General features: G+C 78.5%; 14 protein-coding genes and 2 pseudogenes. 9 read left to right on the forward strand and 7 right to left on the reverse strand.

Annotated features, from left to right (window positions below; all coding sequences use genetic code 11):
• Nucleotides 1-8: 8 nt before the first annotated feature.
• The 6 genes from allB to Cph01nite_RS11480 all read right to left on the reverse strand — a co-directional run bounded on the left by allB (nt 9) and on the right by Cph01nite_RS11480 (nt 6088).
• On the reverse strand, nt 9-1454 hold the full coding sequence (gene allB, locus Cph01nite_RS11455) for an allantoinase AllB (protein WP_203674254.1): 1446 nt from the start codon (nt 1452-1454) through the stop codon (nt 9-11).
• 10 nt (nt 1455-1464) lie between these two features.
• Nucleotides 1465-2367 carry a factor-independent urate hydroxylase gene (gene pucL, locus Cph01nite_RS11460; protein ID WP_203674256.1) on the reverse strand — a complete coding sequence of 301 codons (903 nt, stop codon included), beginning with the start codon at nt 2365-2367 and terminating at the stop codon, nt 1465-1467.
• Between the two features lie 3 nt (nt 2368-2370).
• Entirely contained in the window at nt 2371-2691 is a 321-nt protein-coding gene (gene uraH, locus Cph01nite_RS11465; RefSeq protein WP_203674258.1) for a hydroxyisourate hydrolase, read from the reverse strand.
• Nucleotides 2688-3230, reverse strand: a complete 543-nt coding sequence (gene uraD / locus Cph01nite_RS11470; RefSeq protein WP_203674260.1) for a 2-oxo-4-hydroxy-4-carboxy-5-ureidoimidazoline decarboxylase — start codon at nt 3228-3230, stop codon at nt 2688-2690. Before uraD ends, uraH begins: the two co-directional genes overlap by 4 nt.
• A gap of 186 nt (nt 3231-3416) precedes the next feature.
• The gene (locus Cph01nite_RS11475; RefSeq protein ID WP_203674262.1) at nt 3417-5003 is read right to left on the reverse strand and encodes an AtzH-like domain-containing protein; all 1587 of its coding nucleotides are present in this window, start codon (nt 5001-5003) and stop codon (nt 3417-3419) included.
• Nucleotides 5000-6088, reverse strand: a complete 1089-nt coding sequence (locus Cph01nite_RS11480; protein ID WP_203674264.1) for an acetamidase/formamidase family protein — start codon at nt 6086-6088, stop codon at nt 5000-5002. Before Cph01nite_RS11480 ends, Cph01nite_RS11475 begins: the two co-directional genes overlap by 4 nt.
• Nucleotides 6089-6289: 201 nt before the next feature.
• Between Cph01nite_RS11480 and Cph01nite_RS11485 the strand changes: the two genes are divergently transcribed.
• The 7 genes and pseudogenes from Cph01nite_RS11485 to Cph01nite_RS19370 all read left to right on the forward strand — a co-directional run.
• Nucleotides 6290-7000, forward strand: coding sequence for a CpaE-like family protein (locus tag Cph01nite_RS11485; protein ID WP_203674265.1), 711 nt, complete (start codon nt 6290-6292; stop codon nt 6998-7000).
• Complete coding sequence (locus tag Cph01nite_RS11490) at nt 6997-8214, forward strand: TadA family conjugal transfer-associated ATPase (protein ID WP_239069210.1); 1218 nt, start codon at nt 6997-6999, stop codon at nt 8212-8214. Before Cph01nite_RS11485 ends, Cph01nite_RS11490 begins: the two co-directional genes overlap by 4 nt.
• A 215-nt stretch (nt 8215-8429) precedes the next feature.
• The gene (locus Cph01nite_RS11495) at nt 8430-8924 is read left to right on the forward strand and encodes a type II secretion system F family protein (RefSeq protein ID WP_203674267.1); all 495 of its coding nucleotides are present in this window, start codon (nt 8430-8432) and stop codon (nt 8922-8924) included.
• Nucleotides 8921-9529, forward strand: a complete 609-nt coding sequence (locus tag Cph01nite_RS19235; protein WP_275407398.1) for a type II secretion system F family protein — start codon at nt 8921-8923, stop codon at nt 9527-9529. The genes Cph01nite_RS11495 and Cph01nite_RS19235 overlap by 4 nt, the downstream gene beginning before the upstream one ends.
• Nucleotides 9530-9717: 188 nt before the next feature.
• On the forward strand, nt 9718-9957 hold the full coding sequence (locus Cph01nite_RS11505) for a DUF4244 domain-containing protein (RefSeq protein ID WP_203674269.1): 240 nt from the start codon (nt 9718-9720) through the stop codon (nt 9955-9957).
• A complete protein-coding gene (locus Cph01nite_RS11510) occupies nt 9954-10355 on the forward strand; it encodes a TadE family type IV pilus minor pilin (RefSeq protein WP_239069211.1) in 402 nt (133 codons plus the stop codon). Before Cph01nite_RS11505 ends, Cph01nite_RS11510 begins: the two co-directional genes overlap by 4 nt.
• Nucleotides 10352-10666: pseudogene (locus Cph01nite_RS19370) on the forward strand (Rv3654c family TadE-like protein); the annotation flags it as partial. The gene Cph01nite_RS11510 and the pseudogene Cph01nite_RS19370, both read left to right, overlap by 4 nt.
• An 87-nt stretch (nt 10667-10753) precedes the next feature.
• On the opposite strand, the gene sftH reads toward Cph01nite_RS19370, so the two are convergent.
• Complete coding sequence (gene sftH, locus Cph01nite_RS11520; protein ID WP_203674271.1) at nt 10754-13327, reverse strand: DEAD/DEAH box helicase; 2574 nt, start codon at nt 13325-13327, stop codon at nt 10754-10756.
• Nucleotides 13328-13510: 183 nt separating this feature from the next.
• Between sftH and Cph01nite_RS11525 the strand changes: the two are divergent.
• Nucleotides 13511-14227, forward strand: a pseudogene (locus Cph01nite_RS11525) (LamB/YcsF family protein); the annotation flags it as partial.
• Entirely contained in the window at nt 14224-15954 is a 1731-nt protein-coding gene (locus Cph01nite_RS11530) for a 5-oxoprolinase subunit B/C family protein (protein WP_203674273.1), read from the forward strand. The pseudogene Cph01nite_RS11525 and the gene Cph01nite_RS11530, both read left to right, overlap by 4 nt.
• Nucleotides 15955-16001 lie beyond the last annotated feature (47 nt).

A 16001-nucleotide genomic window follows, 5' to 3' on the forward strand; every position in this document is an offset into this window, starting at 1 on the left:
GCGGCGGGTCACGGCCGGGACAGGAGGCGACCGGTGCCGGCGGTCACCGCGCCGTCGCGCGTCACCACGCGCCCGCGCAGCACGGTCGCCGTGACGGACGCCGACAGCTCGAGGCCGTCGTACGCGCTGAGCGGGTGGCGGTGCGCGAGGGTCCGGACGTCGACGTGCAGGGGCCGGCGCGGGTCGAGCACCAGCACGTCCGCGTCGGCGCCGACCGCGAGCCGGCCCTTGTGCCCCAGCCCGACGAGGTCCGCCGTGGACGTCGACATCCAGCGGCTGACCTGCGCGACGTCGATCCCGCGGGCAACGGCCCCGTGCACGACCGCCTGGAACCCGACCTGCAGGCCGGAGATCCCGCCCCAGGCCTGCTGCAGGTCGCCGCCGCCGCGCAGCTTCTCCTCCGGGGTGGCCGGGGAGTGGTCGGTGACGACGACGTCGATCACGCCGGCGCGCAGGCCGTCCCACAGCGCCTCGCGGTTGCCGACGTCGCGGATCGGCGGGCAGCACTTGTACGCCGGCGACGCGTCGGGGATCGCCTCGGCGTCGAACGTCAGGTAGTGCGGGCACGTCTCGACCGTGACCGGCAGCCCCTCGGCGCGGGCGTCGGCCAGCAGGTCCAGCGCGCGGGCGCTCGACAGGTGCAGGACGTGGACGCGGCAGCCCGTGGCCCGCGCGCCGGCCACGACGCGCGCGATCGCCGCCGTCTCGGCCTCGTGCGGGCGCGACGCCACGAAGTCCCGGTACGCCCCGCCCGGGCGCACGGGCGCGTCCGCGAGCACCGCCGGGTCCTCCGCGTGCACGATCACCAGACCGTCGAACGCGGCGACGGCCCGCAGCGCCGCCTCGAACCCCACGGGCCCCAGCGGCGGGAACTCCTCGACGCCCGACGGCGACAGGAAGCACTTGAACCCCAGGACCCCGGCGTCCCACAGCGGCCGCAGGTCGTCGAGGTTGCCCGGCACGGCGCCGCCCCACAGACCGACGTCGACGGTGAGCTGGCCGGTCGTCGCGCGACGCTTCGCTGCCAGGCCGTGCGGCGTCGTCGTCGGCGGGACCGAGTTGAGCGGCATGTCGACGAACGTCGTCACCCCGCCGAGCGCGGCGGCGCGCGTCGCCGACGCGAAGCCCTCCCACGCCGTGCGGCCGGGCTCGTTGACGTGCACGTGGGTGTCCACGACGCCCGGGAGCACGTGCGCGTGGTCGGGGGCCTCGAGGACCGGGCCGTCCACGGGCGTGTCGTACGGGGAGACGGCGCTGACGCGCCCGTCGGCGACGTGCACGGTGGCCGCGCGCAGCGTCCCGTCGACGAGGACCTGCCGCCCCCGGACGGCCGCGACGAGGTCACCGGGTGCCGGGCTGCCCGGGCTGCCCGGCCGGCCGGCCGGTGCGCCGCGGGGTGGGTCGTGCTGCGGGCGCGCTGCGGGCACGTCCGCCGGGGCTGCCGCCGTCGTCATCGCCGCCCCCTCAGACGAACCCGGGGACGGCCGCCCACACGTGGGGCACCGGCGGGTCGCCCTCGCGTCGGACCTCCGCCTCGATGAGGCCGTACGGGCGGTCGGCGGCGTGGAAGACCTCGTTCGGGTTGTCCAGGCCGAAGGGCGCGAGGTCGACCAGCAGGTGGTGCTTGTTGGGGCAGGACAGCCGCACCTCGGCCACGTCGTCGCACGCCTCCAGCACCGCGCGGCCCATCTCGAAGATCGTGTGCTGCAGCGCCAGGGAGTGCACCTGCGCGAACGTCGTCAGCAGCAGGTCCCGCACGACCGGGTAGCGCGCCTCGACGTCGACGTCCGGGTCCTGCCACCGCCACCAGGCCGTGACCGAGGTCGCCAGCACCCGGTCGGTGGTCTCCGCGAGCGTCGTGTACGCGTCGCGCGGGAACCCCGTGAACTCCGAGCCCGTCGACTTCAGCACCGTCGCGCCGGTGAACCCCGAGACGACCTGCACGTCGTCGCCGTCGACGAGCACGACGGCGCGACGCGTCTCGCGCCCCGCGCGGACGAACGCGTGGTCGTGCGGCTCGCCGTCGACTGCGATGCGGTCCCACGCGTGCACGTCGGCCGCGAACCGACCGCCCGTGACCTGCGCGAACCCGTCGACGAAGTGCCGCGCCAGCCGCAGCAGGAACTGCTCGGGCGACCCGACGCCGTGCTGCTTCGCGAACGCGTACACGGTGTTCTTCTGCGTGTCCGTCGCGACGACGTGCGCGTTGTCGCCCGTCGTGTGGCACGCCTCGAAGTCGCCGCGCAGCTGCGTGGTCACCGTGAGGTCCGCGATCTCGTGCACCGGGGTGTCGCGCGTGACCCGGACCAGGCGCACCTCGGCCTTCCCGTACTGGTTGGCTCCCAGGACGACGTCTCCGACGGCCATGCGTCAGCTCCCTCGGTACGTGGTGCAGGCGAACGGGCTCAGCAGCAGGGCCAGGTGGTAGTGGGGCTCGGTGCCGTCCACGAGGACCTCGAGGTGGACGGCCGCGTGGATCGTCGCGACGCCCGCCGCGGCGAACCACGCACCCGTCGCGTACCGCAGGGCGTACGTCCCGGTGCGCAGGGTCGTGGCCCAGCGCAGCCGGCCGTCGTCGTCGGTGCGGCCCGTCTCCAGGACCGTCCCGTCGGCGTCGAGCAGCGTGACGTCGATCCCGACGGCGGGCCGGCCCGCGGCCGCGTCGAGCACGTGCGTCGAGCAGGTGGTCATGCGACCGGCTCCGGGGCGGGCCGCGGGGCAGGTGCCTCGACGGGGTCGTCGACGAGGTCCGCCAGGCGCAGCGCCGCGATCTCGCGCAGCTGCTGCGCGGTGACCGCGGCCTCGGTCGCGTCGTCGTGGGTCAGGCGCCGCTCCAGCAGGGCGAGGATCTCGGCGCTGCTGCGCCCGGCCGCCCGCACGAGGAACACGCGGCCGAACCGCTGCTCGTAGCGCGCGTTGCCGTCGGCGAGGCGCGCCGCGACCCGTGCGTCCGCCGGGTCGACCCCCGCCTGCTCGCGTGCCGACAGGGCCGCCGTCGCCCCGGGTGTGCGGTGCCGCTCGCCGATGCGGGGGTGGTCGGCCAGGGCCTGCTCGACGTCGGAGGCGGTCCACCGCCGGGCCGCGTCGTCCGCGTGGGCACGCAGCGCGGCGACCGAGGGGTACGGCCGGGCGGCGACGACGGCCGCGGCCCACGACGGCACGTCGGCGCACCTGCGCACGAGCGCCTGCGCGTCCGCCTCGCCCAGCGCGTGGAAGTCCTCCAGCTGCATCGGCCCGTCCTCTCACCCGGGCCGACCGTAGGCGCGCGATGTGTCACCGAGGGAAACGCCCGTTTCAGCGGCGTGAACAGGCCCGCACCCGCCCACTCGGGGTGGCGGGAGGAGATCAGGCCCCGGGAGGCGGGGCTGGATCGACTTCTCGGCGGGAGGGGGTGGCGGGGTCAGGTGGTGGCGGGGTCATGTGGCGGCGAGGGTGCGGGCCAGGGCGAGCAGACCGCGGTCGCGGCCCGGGGCGGCGACCAGGCACACGCCGACCGGCAGGTCAGCGCGTCGCCCGGGAGCCGGCCGGTCCGGGCCGGCACCCCCTGGGGCGTGAGAGGTCGATCCGGCCCCGTCGTGCCCGGCCGCGGGGCGGGTGGGCAGGACGACCGCCGGCAGCCCGCCGAGGCCGGCGACGCAGGTCAGGCGCAGGGTGGCCGTGCGCACGGCGTCGAGGTCGGCCGGGTCCGGGCGCGGGGCGACGGACGACGCGGCGGGGAGCACGAGCACGTCGTCGCCGACGAGGTCGAGGATCTGTGCCCGCACCGCCTCGCGTCGCACCGCCGCGGCGGCGCCGGCCCCGTCGTCGACCTGGGACGCCGTCGAGAACCGGGTGGCGACGTCCGGGCCCAGCGCACCGGGGTGCGCGCGCACCCACCCGCCGTGCGCGCGCCACGCCTCCCACGCCTGGCGCACCCGGAAGACCTCGGCCCACGCCGCGAGGTCGACGTCGTCCCACGCGGTCGTCGTCGCCGCGCCGGCGTCGGCCGCGAACGCGCCGACCCGGGACGCCACCTCGTCCTGCGCGTGGGCGAGCAGCGCCGGGCTCACGACGAGGCGGGGCGACCACCGTCCGTCGTCGCCGCCCAGCAGCAGCACGTCGCCGACGGCCGCGAGCAGGTCGGCGTCGCGCGTCAGCCACCCGACGGTGTCGAACGACGGCGCAAGGGGGACCAGGCCCGTCGTCGCGACGGCACCGTGCGTCGTCCGCAGCCCGTACAACCCCTGGTAGGAGGCCGGCACACGGATCGACCCCCCGGTGTCGGTGCCCAGCCCGACGTCCGCCTGCCCCAGCGCGACGGCCGCTGCCGAGCCGGACGACGAGCCGCCGGGCACCCGGCCGGGCGCCCGCGGGTTCGGGGGTGTGCCGGTGTGCGCGTTCGTCCCCGCGAGGGAGTACGCGAGCTCGTCGGTCCGCGCGACGCCGCGGACGTCGGCACCCGCGGCGAGCAGGCGGTCGACGGCGGCGGAGTGGGCACGTTCGACCCCGGCGCCCGCGAGCCACGTCGGGTTGCCGGCGCCGACGCGCTGCCCGGCGACCGCGTACAGGTCCTTGACCGCGACCGTGCGGCCCGTCAGCGGACCGTCCGTCGCCCCGGCGACGAGCGGGTCGCCCAGCACGCGCCACACGCGCGCGTCGAACGCGGGCGCCGGCGCGTGGACGTGCGCGGCGACGACCACCCAGCCCGCGTCCCCGCGCTCCCACAGCTGCGTCTGCTGGCCACGCCCGCCGCCGCGCGGCTCGGTCACGGCGACGACCAGCGCGTGGTCGTCGTCGACCGTGCGCACGTGCACCTCGACGAGCCGGCGCGCCGGTGCGCCCCCGCGCGCGCCCCGGAACGCCGCGATCTCGTCGTGCCCGACGAGCAGGCCCGTCGCGTCGCCGCGCAGGGTCGCCGGGCCGGGAGCGAAGAGGCGGTCGAGCGCGTCGAGGTCGTCGGTCCCCAGCGCCTGCTCGTACGCGCGGAACGCGTCGAGCAGACCGGGCGGCGGGTCGGTCCTCATGGGCGCGCACCGTCGTCGGAGGGCTCGTCGAAGTCCGCCAGCCGGATGCGTGCGTGCACCCCGGTGACCCGGTCGACCACCTGCGACACGTCGAAGTCGGTCGCCGCGGACAGGTACGCGAGCGCGTGCGCCCGGTCCATGCCGAACCGCGCCCCGAGCAGGTCGAGGGCGGCGCGCACGCAGCGGCGCAGCGCCTCGTCGAGGTCGACGTCCAGGCCCGTCGGGACGAGGTGCTCGGCCGTGCGGACCAGGGGCCCGGAGAGGTCCCCGAGCGCGGCGACCGCGTCGGCACGGGGGAGCAGGTCGAGGCGCAGCGTGACGCGCAGGGACGCCTCGAGGGCGGTGAGCGCGACCTCGCCGTCGCCCTGCGCGAAGTGCGGGTCGCCCACGTACGCCAGGGCCCCGTCCACCTGGACCGGCAGGTACAGCGTCGCGCCGGCCTGCAGCAGGTTGATGTCGAGGTTGCCGCCGTGGGCGCCCGGTGGCACCGAGTGCGGGCGCTCGTCGCCGGCGACCGCGACGCCCAGGATCCCGGGGAACGGTGCCAGCGGGAACGAGACCGTCCGCTCGCTGCCGGCCGCGCGCGGCATGACGGCCCGGGCGCCGCTCGCGTCGAGCCGGGCGACGACACTGACGACGTCGACGCCGCCCTCGGGCATCTCGCCGGGCAGCGCACCGCGCCCGTGGCGGTTCGAGATGACGCCGTACGGCACGCGCGGCAGGGCCTCGACGACCGTGATGGCCAGCACGTCCCCGGGGCGGGCGCCGCGCACGGCGATCGGCCCGGTGACGACGTGGGGCCCGTCGGCGCCGGGATCGCGCGGGTGGTCCGACGCGGCGAGCGCGACCGCGTCGGCGAGCACGTCGACCAGGCCGTGCGCGGCGAAGAACGCCCGCGGGTCCCGCCCCTGGTCCTCCAGCAGCCCCTCGTGGCTCAGGGTGTCGACCGTGACCTCGGTGCCCGGGTCGACGGTGAGCACGGGGGCGTCGGCCGCGCAGGGCAGCCGACCCCACAGGACGTTGCCCGGCGTCGCGGGCAGGTAGGTGGCCGCGCGGACGGGGCCGGTGCCGGGGTCGAGCAGCATGTGCCGGACTGTAGGGGTCGCGGGTGACAGGCGTGTTGCGGGACGTGGGGTGCGGTGACGTCCCGAGTCGAGCCGCCCCCAGCCCCCGCCGTCGGCGCCCTCGTCCACAGCGCGCGCCCGTCGGCCCCCGCGGGCGGCCTCCGGCGGGCGAGAGTCGGCGACGCGGGGACCCCCGTGCACGGACGACGGGCGGAGGCACGCGTGGAACGCGGACGCAGGGCGGTCGTGGTCGGGGTCGTCGGCGCAGCCGGCGGCGTGGGCGCCTCCACGCTGGCCGCGCTGGTCGCACGGCGGGTGTCGCGGACCACGTCGACCGCACTCGTCGACCTCGACCGCGGTGCGGCCGGCCTGGACGTCGTCGTGGGTGTCGAGGAGGTCGACGGTGCGCGGTGGCCCGACCTGCGGGGCGCCGGCGGCGACATCCGTGGTGCCGACGTGGTCGCCCTGCTGCCGCGGTGGGGCGCCTGCGCCGTGCTCTCGGCGGACCGGACCCGCCCGGCCGCCGTGGACCCCGGCGTGCGCCTCGACGTGCTGCACGCCCTGGCGTGCGAGGTCGGCGCCCTCGTCCTCGACCTCGACCGCGGGACCGTCGTCGACGGCGACGCCCCGCTCGCGGCGTGCGACGCGGTCGTCGTCGTCGCCCACCCCGACCTGCGCAGCGTCGCGGGGGCGCTCGCGCTGCGGCCGCGTCTCGACGAGGCCGCCAGCCGACGCGGGCTCGTGGTCCTCGGAGGGCCGCGCGCCGCGCTGTCGGCCGCCGACGTGGCGGCCGCCAGCGGTCTGGACGTCTGGCACGTGGCGGGCCGCGACCGCGCGCTCGCGGCCCGCGCCGAACGTGCGGGGCCCGCCGGTCGCGGGCCCGCCACCCGGGCCGCGGACGCCGTCGTGCGCCGGCTGGGGATCGGCGCGTGACCCGGCCCGTCGAGGTGCGCAGCGCCGCCCCCGCCCGCCGGCCCGCCCCTGCGGCCGTGGTCGCCCACGTCAGGGACGCGTGGCGCGCGGCCCCCGCGAGCGCCTCCGGGCTGACGACGCTCGTCGACGCCGCGCTGCGCGCCCACGGCACGCTCCTGGGCCCGGTCCCCCTGGCCGAGACCGTGCGCTCCGTCACCGACGAGCTCCTCGGGGCAGGTGCCCTGCAGCCCTGGCTCGACGACCCGGCGGTCACGGACGTCCTGGTCAACGGACCGCGGGACGTGTGGGTCGAGCGGGCCGGTGCGCTGCTGCGCGTCGACGTCGACCTGGGCACCCCTGCCGACGTGCGGGCGCTCGCCGCCCGGCTGGCCGCCGCGGCAGGGCGCCGCCTCGACGACGCCGCACCCACGGTCGACGCGCGACTCCCGGACGGGACCCGGCTGCACGCGGTGCTGCCACCGCTCGCCGAGACGTGCACGATCATGAGCCTGCGGGTCGTGCGGCCGCGTGCCTTCACGCTCGCCGAGCTCGTCGCCGCCGGTGCCGTCGCGCCGGCGCTCGTCCCGCTGGTGCGCGGACTGGTCGCGTCCCGGGCCAACGTGCTGGTCTCCGGTGCGACCGGCGCCGGCAAGACCACCCTGCTCGCGGCGCTGCTGTCACTCGTCCCGCACGGCGAGCGGGTCGTCCTGGTCGAGGAGGCGGGCGAGCTCGTCGCGGACCACCCGCACGTCGTCCGGCTGACGAGCCGACCGCCCAACGTCGACGGCGCCGGCGGTGTCGACCTCGCCGACCTCGTGCGGCAGGCGCTGCGGATGCGACCCGACCGGATCGTGCTGGGGGAGTGCCGCGGCGCCGAGGTGCGCGACGTGCTGGCCGCGCTCAACACCGGTCACGAGGGCGGCTGCGCGACCCTGCACGCCAACACCGCCGCCGACGTGCCCGCGCGGCTCGAGGCGCTCGCGGCGCTCGCCGGCCTCGACCGTGCCGCCGTCGCCGCCCAGGCGGCGAGCGCCGTCGACGCGGTGCTGCACGTGCGCCGGGTGCGGCGCGGGCCCGAGGCGGGACGCCGCTACCTCGCGGAGATCGGGGTCGTCGAGCGCGGCGACGACGGCGGGTTGCGCGTGACGACGGCGGTCGACGTCGGCGACGACGGCCGGGTGCGCTCGGGCCCGGCGTGGCGCCGCCTGGCGGCCCGCGCCGCCGTCGACGCGTGACCGTGGGCGTCGTCGTGGGAGTCCTCGTGGCCCTGGGCGTGCTCGCGGCTGCGGGCCCCGCACCGCGACGCGCAGCGGGGTGGGCGGGTCGATGCGGTGGCGGAACGGGGACGGACGGACGACCGGCGCGGCGTGCCGGACCCGTGCCCGTGCCCCGGTCCCGCCGGCGCCTGCGGCCGGGGCGCGGGACGTCCGCCGGTGGCCCCGGTGAGCGGGTGGACCTCGCCGGCGTGCTGCACGCCGTGGCCGCGCAGGTGCGTGCCGGCGCGCCACCGGGCACGGCGTGGGGCGCGGTCCTCGGGCGGCCCGTCGACGGCCAGGTCCCCGACGCCGAGGTCGTGGAGACGGCCGTCGGGGCGGGCGCCGCCCAGCGGGCGCGGATCCGTGCCGTCGTCGCGGGCGCGCACGTCGCCGCGGAGACGGGTGCGCCGCTCGCGGACGTGCTCGAGCAGCTGGCGGACGCCGTCGCCGCGGACGAGGAGCAGGCCGCCGAGCTGGCCGCGGCGCTGGCCGGTCCGCGCGCGACGGCGCGCGTCCTCGTGCTGCTGCCGGCTCTCGGCCTGCTGGTCGGCAGCGCGATGGGTGCGCGGCCCTGGCACGTCCTGGCCGACGGGGGCCCGGGCACAGCGCTCGGTGCCGCCGGGGTGGTCGCCGTCGTCGCGGGGCACGTGTGGGTCCGCGCGCTGCTGCGGCGGGCGGGCGCACCGTGACCGCGGGCGTGGCGGGGGTGCTGGTGGCCGCGGCGGCCCTGGTCGCGGCGCTCCCGTGGGCCGTGCCGCACCGGCTGCGCGGTCCGGCGGGTCCGCGGCGCGACGGTGTGGCCCGGGGCCGTCCGGTCGGTGTCGCCCGCGCGCTCCGGCGTCCGCACGCCACGAGCGACGTGCTCGACCCGGCCTTCGTCCTCGACCTGTGCGCAGCGGCCGTGCGGGGCGGGGCACCCGTGCCCGTGGCGCTCGTCGTGACCGGTCGGCACCTCGGTCGGGACGAGGGCGACGCGCTCGTGCGTGCCGGCACGGCGCTCGCGCTCGGCGCGCCCTGGGACGTCGCCTGGGCGGGGTCGCCGCCGTCCGTCGCGACGCTCGCCCGAGCGCTGCGCACCGGGTGGGACTCCGGCTCGTCGCCGGCGGTGGCGCTGCGCGCCGCGGCGGCCGGGCTGCGCCGGGAGCGGCGGGCGCGCGTGCGCACCGCCGCCGGCGCACTGGGGGTGCGGCTGACGCTGCCGCTCGGCGTGTGCTTCCTCCCTGCGTTCGTGCTGCTCGGGCTCGTCCCGGTGGTGCTCGGGCTCGCGGGTGACCTGCGGGGCGTGCTGCCGTGACCCCGTCGCCGCCGTCCACCTGCGCCCTGGGAGACCACGAGCCGCCCACAGCCACCGCCGGTGGGCGGTCGATCCACGGATCCGTCGGCCGCGCGCTGCGGCCGTGTGCCGCCGCCCGAGGCTCGTCACGGGCACCGCGAGGGTGCCGGCCCGCCCTCGGCGGACCAGGTCGGAGCAGGAGGAACAGCATGAGGAACGGGACGAGGAGCCGTGCCGGCGGGGCGCCGTGGCACGAGGTTCGGCGCGTCGTGGCGCAGCGGGTGCGTGCCGCACGGCAGGGCGCCGGCGACGCGGGGATGGCCACCGCCGAGTACGCCGTCGCGACCCTGGCCGCGGTCGGGTTCGCGGGGGTGCTGGTCGTGGTGCTCAAGGGGAACGAGGTGAAGGGCCTGCTCACCGGGATCGTGCGGCAGGCGCTCGGCGGATGAGGGGACGGCGCCGCGGCCGCTCGGACGACCTCGGCCCGGCGGCTCCCGTCGGCCGGGAGGTCGAGGTCGACCGTGGCGCCGTCACCGCCGAGCTCGCGGTCGGGATGGTGGCCGTGGCGGCGGTGCTCGTCGCGGTCCTCGCGACCGGGGCGGCCACGCTCACGCGCCTGACGTGCCTCGACGCGGCGCGCACGGGTGCTCGCGTGGCGGCGCTCGGGGAGACCGACGGCGAGGTGGTCGCCGCTGCGCGGCACGTCCTCGGCGCGCGTGGTGGGGACGTCCGGGTGACGCGTGACGACGGCTGGGTGACCGTCACGGTGAGCGCACCGTTCACCGCGTGGCCCGGTGCCGGGGGCGTGCGGGCGCGGGCGGCGGCGACGGGCTGGGCCGAGCCGTGAGGACGTCGGACACCGGGTCCGGCGCGGTGCTCGTGCTCGCGGTCGTCGCCGTCGCGCTCAGCCTGGTGCTCGCCGCCGGCCTCGTCGGGTCCGCGCGCGCGGCGGCCGCACAGGCCGCCGCCGCCGCGGACCTCGCGGCGCTCGCCGGGGCCCAGCACACCGCGGACGGCGGCGCCGACCCGTGCGGGCAGGCGTCGGCGGCCGCGCGCCGCAACGGTGCGGCCGTCACGGCGTGCACGCCGGGACCGGGAGGTGACGTCACGGTGCGGGTGCGGGTCGCCTCGGTGGTCGGCGACGCGCACGACGTGGCCCGCGCGGGTCCGCGGCAGCCCGCCTCCCGGAGCGGCCGGCGGTCCCGTCGCGCACGCCCTCCCGGGCCGGGCCGCCGCCGGCCCGGGTCAGGCCGGGGCGTGGTCGAGCACGGTCGTGAGCAGCCGCACCGCGCCCGCCTTGTCCAGGGGGTCGTTGGCGTTGCCGCACTTGGGCGACTGCACGCACGCAGGGCAGCCCGTCGCGCACGGGCACGCCGCGATCGCGTCGCGCGTCGCGGTCAGCCACACCGGGCCCAGCTCGTACCCGCGCTCGGCGAACCCGGCGCCACCGGGGTGACCGTCGTGCACGAAGACCGTGGCGTGGCCCGAGTCCGGGTGCACCAGCGTCGACAACCCGCCCAGGTCCCACCGGTCGCAGGTCGCCAGCAGCGGCAGCAGCCCGATCGACGCGTGCTCGGCCGCGTGCAGCGCGCCCGGGGCGACCTCGAGCGTGACGCCGGCGGCGGCGAGCACCTCGGGCGGGGCGGTCCACCAGACGGCGGTCGTGCGCAGCGTCCGAGCGGGCAGGTCCAGCTCGTGCGTCGACAGCACCTGCAGGTCGGGGATGCGTCGCCGCTGGTAGCCCACCACCTGCGTCGTCACGTCGACCTGGCCGTAGGCCCAGGTCAGCGGGCCCCAGGTGACCTCCTTCTCGACGTCCACGATCGTCGTCGAGGTGACCCAGCGCGCCCACGTCCCGTGGTCGACGTCGCGTCGCGTCGCCAGCGCGGCGCCGTCCTCGAGGTGCAGCTCGTCCACCACGTACGTCACCCCGAGGTGCACGTACACGGCGCCGGGGTGCACCGTCGCGTCGGCGGACGCGGCGTCGACCGTGCCCAGCAGCCGGCCCGTCGCGGTCTCGACCACCCGGACGGGGTCGCCGCCGGCGCCGCGCAGGTCCGTCATGCGGCTCGCCGACTCGGCGTGCGTCCAGTACCAGCCGGAGGTCCGTCGCCGCAGGATGCCGCGCTCGGTGAGCTCGGCGAGCAGCTCCTCGGCCCGCGGACCGAACGGCCCGAGCTCGTCGGACCGCAGCGGTCGCTCGGCGGCCGCGGCGCACAGGTGCGGCGCCAGGACGTACGGGTTGCCCGGGTCGAAGACGGTCGCCTCCACGGGAGCGTCGAGCGCCGCCGCGGGATGGTGCACGAGGTAGGTGTCCAGGGGGTCCTCGCGCGCGACGAGGACGACGAGCCCGTCGGCGCCGGCGCGCCCGGCCCGGCCCGCCTGCTGCCACAGCGACACGCGCGTCCCCGGCCAGCCGGCGATGAGCACGGCGTCGAGGCCCGAGATGTCGACGCCCAGCTCGAGCGCGTTCGTCGTCGCCAGCGCCCGCAGGTGTCCCTGGCGGATCGCGCGCTCGAGGGCGCGACGCTCCTCGGGCAGGTAGCCCCCGCGGTACGACGACACGAGCGACGGCAGCGTCGGGTCGACCTCGGCGAGGTGGGCGCGCGTCGCCGCTGCCACGGACTCGGCACCGCGGCGCGAGCGGGTGAACGCCAGCACCCGGGCACCGGCCGCGACCAGGTCGGCCAGCAGGTCGGCGACCTCCGCCGTGGCGGTCCGTCGCGGGCGGTCCCGGGGCAGGGCGACCAGCCGCTCACCGGTCCCCACCGGGCCGGAGCCCTCGGGTGCGGGCGTGCGGGCGTCCCCCGGGCGTTCCGGGGAGGCTCCGCCGTCATCCGTGGCCGCCGCGGGTCCGCGGTCGGGCCCCTCGGGGTCGCGCGCACCGGCGTCGCCCGGCGGCACGGTGATGACCGTCGACCACGGGTCCTCCGCCGGCAGCAGCGCGGCCCACGGTCCGTCCCCGCCGGGCAGCTCGGGCGGCTGCCACAGCACGACCGTCTTGCGCCCGGCCGGGGACGTGTCCGCCGTGACGGCGTGGACGTCCTCAGGAGCGACCCCCAGCAGGCGGGCGGCGCTCGTCGAGGGGTCCGACGTGGTCGCCGAGGCGAGGACCACCACCGGCGAGGCCCCGCAGGCCGCCGCGAGCCGCAGCAGACGCCGCAGCACCAGCGCGACGTGCGCACCGAAGACCCCGCGGAACGCGTGGCACTCGTCCACGACCACGTACGCGAGGGACGACAGCAGCCGGGACCAGCTCGCGTGCGCGGGCAGCAGGGCGTAGTGCAGGAAGTCGGGGTTCGTCAGCACCACGTCGGCGTGCTCCCGCACCCAGCGGCGCTCGTCGCGCGACGTGTCCCCGTCGCACGTCGCGACCCGCACGTCCCGGGTCCCGGCCGCGACGAGCAGCCGCTCGAGGCCCGCGAGCTGGTCGGCCGCGAGCGCCTTGGTGGGGCTGAGGTACAGGACCGTCGGGCGGCGCCGTGCGGACTCGATACGGCCCGGGTCCAGCAGCGCACCGGCGGCGCCGCGGCGGACCGCGGACAGCGCGGGCAGCCAGAACGCCAGCGACTTGCCGGACCCCGTCGACGTCGCCAGCACGGTGTGCCGGCCCGCCCAGGCCGCGTCGGCCGCCTCCAGCTGGTGGGCCCACGGCCGTTCGACCCCGAGGGTGCGGTAGCCGCGCACCAGGTCGGCGTCGGCCCATGCCGGCCAGTCCGCGCGCACGCCGTCGCGGGCCGGCAGCTCGCGGACGTGGGTCGCCCGGTCGGCTCGCCGGCCGCCGGCGAGCAGCACGTCGAGCAGCTCGCCGGGACCCACCCCCCGATCCTCCCACCACCGCCCGGCCGCCCGACGGGCCGGCGGCGGTCCGACTCGGCGCTGACCGGAGCGCCGGATCCCCCTGTCGTGGACCCCGTGGGGGAGGATCAGGGGGTGGGCGTGATCGACCTCAACGCGGACCTCGGCGAGGGTGACGGACCGTGGCGCGTCGAGCCGCCCGCCGACGACGCGCTCCTCGACCTCGTGACCAGCGCCAACGTGGCTGCCGGGTTCCACGGCGGGGACGCCTCGATCATGTCGGCGACGTGCGCGGCCGCGCTCACCCGCGGGGTGGCCGTCGGTGCGCACCCCTCGTACGACGACCGCGAGGGATTCGGTCGACGACCCCTCGCCGTGCCCCCCGACGTGCTGCGCGCCCAGGTCGCGTACCAGGTGGGGGCGCTCGTGGCCGTGGCGTCGTCGGTGGGTGCGCAGGTGACGCACGTCAAGCCGCACGGGGCGCTGTACAACGCGGTCGTCCACGACGACGAGCAGGCGCGTGCCGTCGTCGAGGGGGTGCTGGCCGTCGACCCGCGGCTCGCCGTGCTCGGGCTGCCGGGCTCGCGCGTCCTCGCGCACGCGGCCGCCGCCGGGCTGCGCACCGTCGTGGAGGCGTTCGTCGACCGGGGGTACCGCGCCGACGGCACCCTCGTGCCGCGGACCGAGCCCGGCGCGCTCGTGACCGACCCCGTGGTCGCCGCCGAGCGTGCGGTGCGGCTCGCCGTCGACGGGGTCGTCGTCGCCGTCGACGGGACGCCGGTGCACCTGCGCCCCGACTCCCTGTGCGTGCACTCCGACACCCGCGGCGCCGTGGCGCTGGCCGCCGCGGTCCGGCACGGGCTCCGCCAGGCGGGCGTCGACGTCCGGCCGTTCGCCGGACGCCTCCCGGACGAGCCGTGACGACGCCGCCGCCCCGCGACGACCCCCGGGGGCGCCGCGTGTCCCCGTTCGGCGTCGACGGGGTCCTGGTCGAGCTGCCGGACCTGGCGACCGTGCGGGTGCTCGACGAGCGCCTGCGACGCGCCGGGATCCCCGGCGTCGTCGACGTCGTGCCCGCCGCCCGCACCGTGCTCGTGCGCGGTGAGCCCCGCGCGCGGCACGCGTGGGGGCGTGCGGTCGCCGACGCGGCGCGCACCGTGACCACCGACGACCCGCCCGCCGGTCCGTCACGCACCGTCGAGGTGCCGGTCGTGTACGACGGTGCGGACCTCGCGGAGGTCGCCCGGCTGACGGGGGCCAGCGTGGCCGAGGTCGTCGCCCGTCACCTGGCCGGGGGGCAGGACGGCTACCGGGTCGCGTTCGGCGGCTTCATGCCCGGGTTCGCGTACGTCGTGGGACTGGACCCGCGGCTGCAGGTGCCCCGGCTGGACAGCCCGCGCACGCGCGTGCCGGCCGGGGCGGTCGCCGTCGCGGGGGAGTTCACCGCCGTGTACCCCGCCGCCACGCCCGGTGGCTGGCGGCTGCTGGGGCGCACGGACCTGTCGATGTTCGACGTCGCCCGCGGGGCGCAGGGGGCGGCGCTGCTCGCGCCCGGCGACGTCGTGCGCTTCGTGCGGGCCGCACCCGCTCCCGTGCGGGGCTCCGCGCCGGCGCCCGCGCCCACGTCCCCGCCGGGAACGCCGGCCGAACCCGCCCCGTCGCCCCCCCGCGCCCGGGTCGACCCCGCCGGCACCGCTCCGTCCTCCACCACCCCCACGCTCGCGTTCACGGTCGTCGACCCGGGCCTGCTGACGCTCGTCGAGGACCGCGGCCGGGCGGGCCTGGCGGCGGTGGGCGTGCCGCGCTCGGGCGCGGCGGACCCGGTGGCGCTCGACCGGGCCAACCGGCTCGTGGGCAACGCGCGGGGCGCCGCCGGGCTCGAGGTGCTGCTGGGCGGCCTCGTCCTGACCTTCCACGCGACGACCGCCGTCGCCCTGGTCGGCGCGGACCCCGGCGCGGACCTCGACGGGGTCCCGGTCCCCGTCGGTCGGCCGGTGCGGGTGCCCGCGGGCGCGACGCTGACGCTCGGGGTGCCGGGCCACGGGCTGCGGACGTGGCTCGCGGTCCGCGGCGGCGTGGACGTGCCGCGCGTCCTGGGGTCCCGGTCGCGCGACGTGCTGTCCGGTCTCGGCCCGCCACCGCTGCGGGCGGGGGACGTGCTGGCCTGGGGCGCGGAGCTCGACGGGCTGCCGGACGCGGCGGGTACCCCGCCGGGCGCGGCGCCCGGCGTCCCGTCCGGCGCCGCGACGCCGAGCCCACCGGGCACGGACGTCGTCGAGCTGCCCGCGTTGCCGGGACCGCGCCTGGACCACCTCGACGACGACGGCCGCGACCGGCTGTGGCGGCAGGAGTGGGACGTCACCGCCGACAGCAACCGGGTGGCGGTGCGCCTCGACGGTCGCCCGCTGACCCGATCGGGAGGCGGTGAGCTCGCGTCGGAGGGCATGGTCCTGGGGGCCGTGCAGCTCCCGCACGACGGCCGACCCGTGCTGTTCGGCCCCGACCACCCCGTGACGGGCGGCTACCCGGTCGTCGCGGTGCTGACGCCCGCGGGGGTGGCCCGCGCCGCCCAGCTGCGCCCGGGGGACCGCGTGCGCCTCACGCCGCCGCCGGACGGCGGCGCGAATCACCCTCCCGACGGGACGTAGGTCCCGTCGACGACGCGACGCGCCGACGAGCGGTACGGAACATGTGG

The organism is Cellulomonas phragmiteti (genome assembly GCF_016862775.1).
In the GTDB taxonomy this organism is placed as follows: Bacteria; Actinomycetota; Actinomycetes; order Actinomycetales; family Cellulomonadaceae; genus Cellulomonas; species Cellulomonas phragmiteti.

Coding starts and splice junctions, on each gene's coding strand:
- allB (WP_203674254.1), bottom strand. CDS start 1,454: ATGACGACGGCGGCAGCCCCGGCGGACGTGCCCGCAGCGCGCCCGCAG.
- pucL (WP_203674256.1), bottom strand. CDS start 2,367: ATGGCCGTCGGAGACGTCGTCCTGGGAGCCAACCAGTACGGGAAGGCC.
- uraH (WP_203674258.1), bottom strand. CDS start 2,691: ATGACCACCTGCTCGACGCACGTGCTCGACGCGGCCGCGGGCCGGCCC.
- uraD (WP_203674260.1), bottom strand. CDS start 3,230: ATGCAGCTGGAGGACTTCCACGCGCTGGGCGAGGCGGACGCGCAGGCG.
- Cph01nite_RS11475 (WP_203674262.1), bottom strand. CDS start 5,003: ATGAGGACCGACCCGCCGCCCGGTCTGCTCGACGCGTTCCGCGCGTAC.
- Cph01nite_RS11480 (WP_203674264.1), bottom strand. CDS start 6,088: ATGCTGCTCGACCCCGGCACCGGCCCCGTCCGCGCGGCCACCTACCTG.
- Cph01nite_RS11505 (WP_203674269.1), top strand. CDS start 9,718: ATGAGGAACGGGACGAGGAGCCGTGCCGGCGGGGCGCCGTGGCACGAG.
- Cph01nite_RS11510 (WP_239069211.1), top strand. CDS start 9,954: ATGAGGGGACGGCGCCGCGGCCGCTCGGACGACCTCGGCCCGGCGGCT.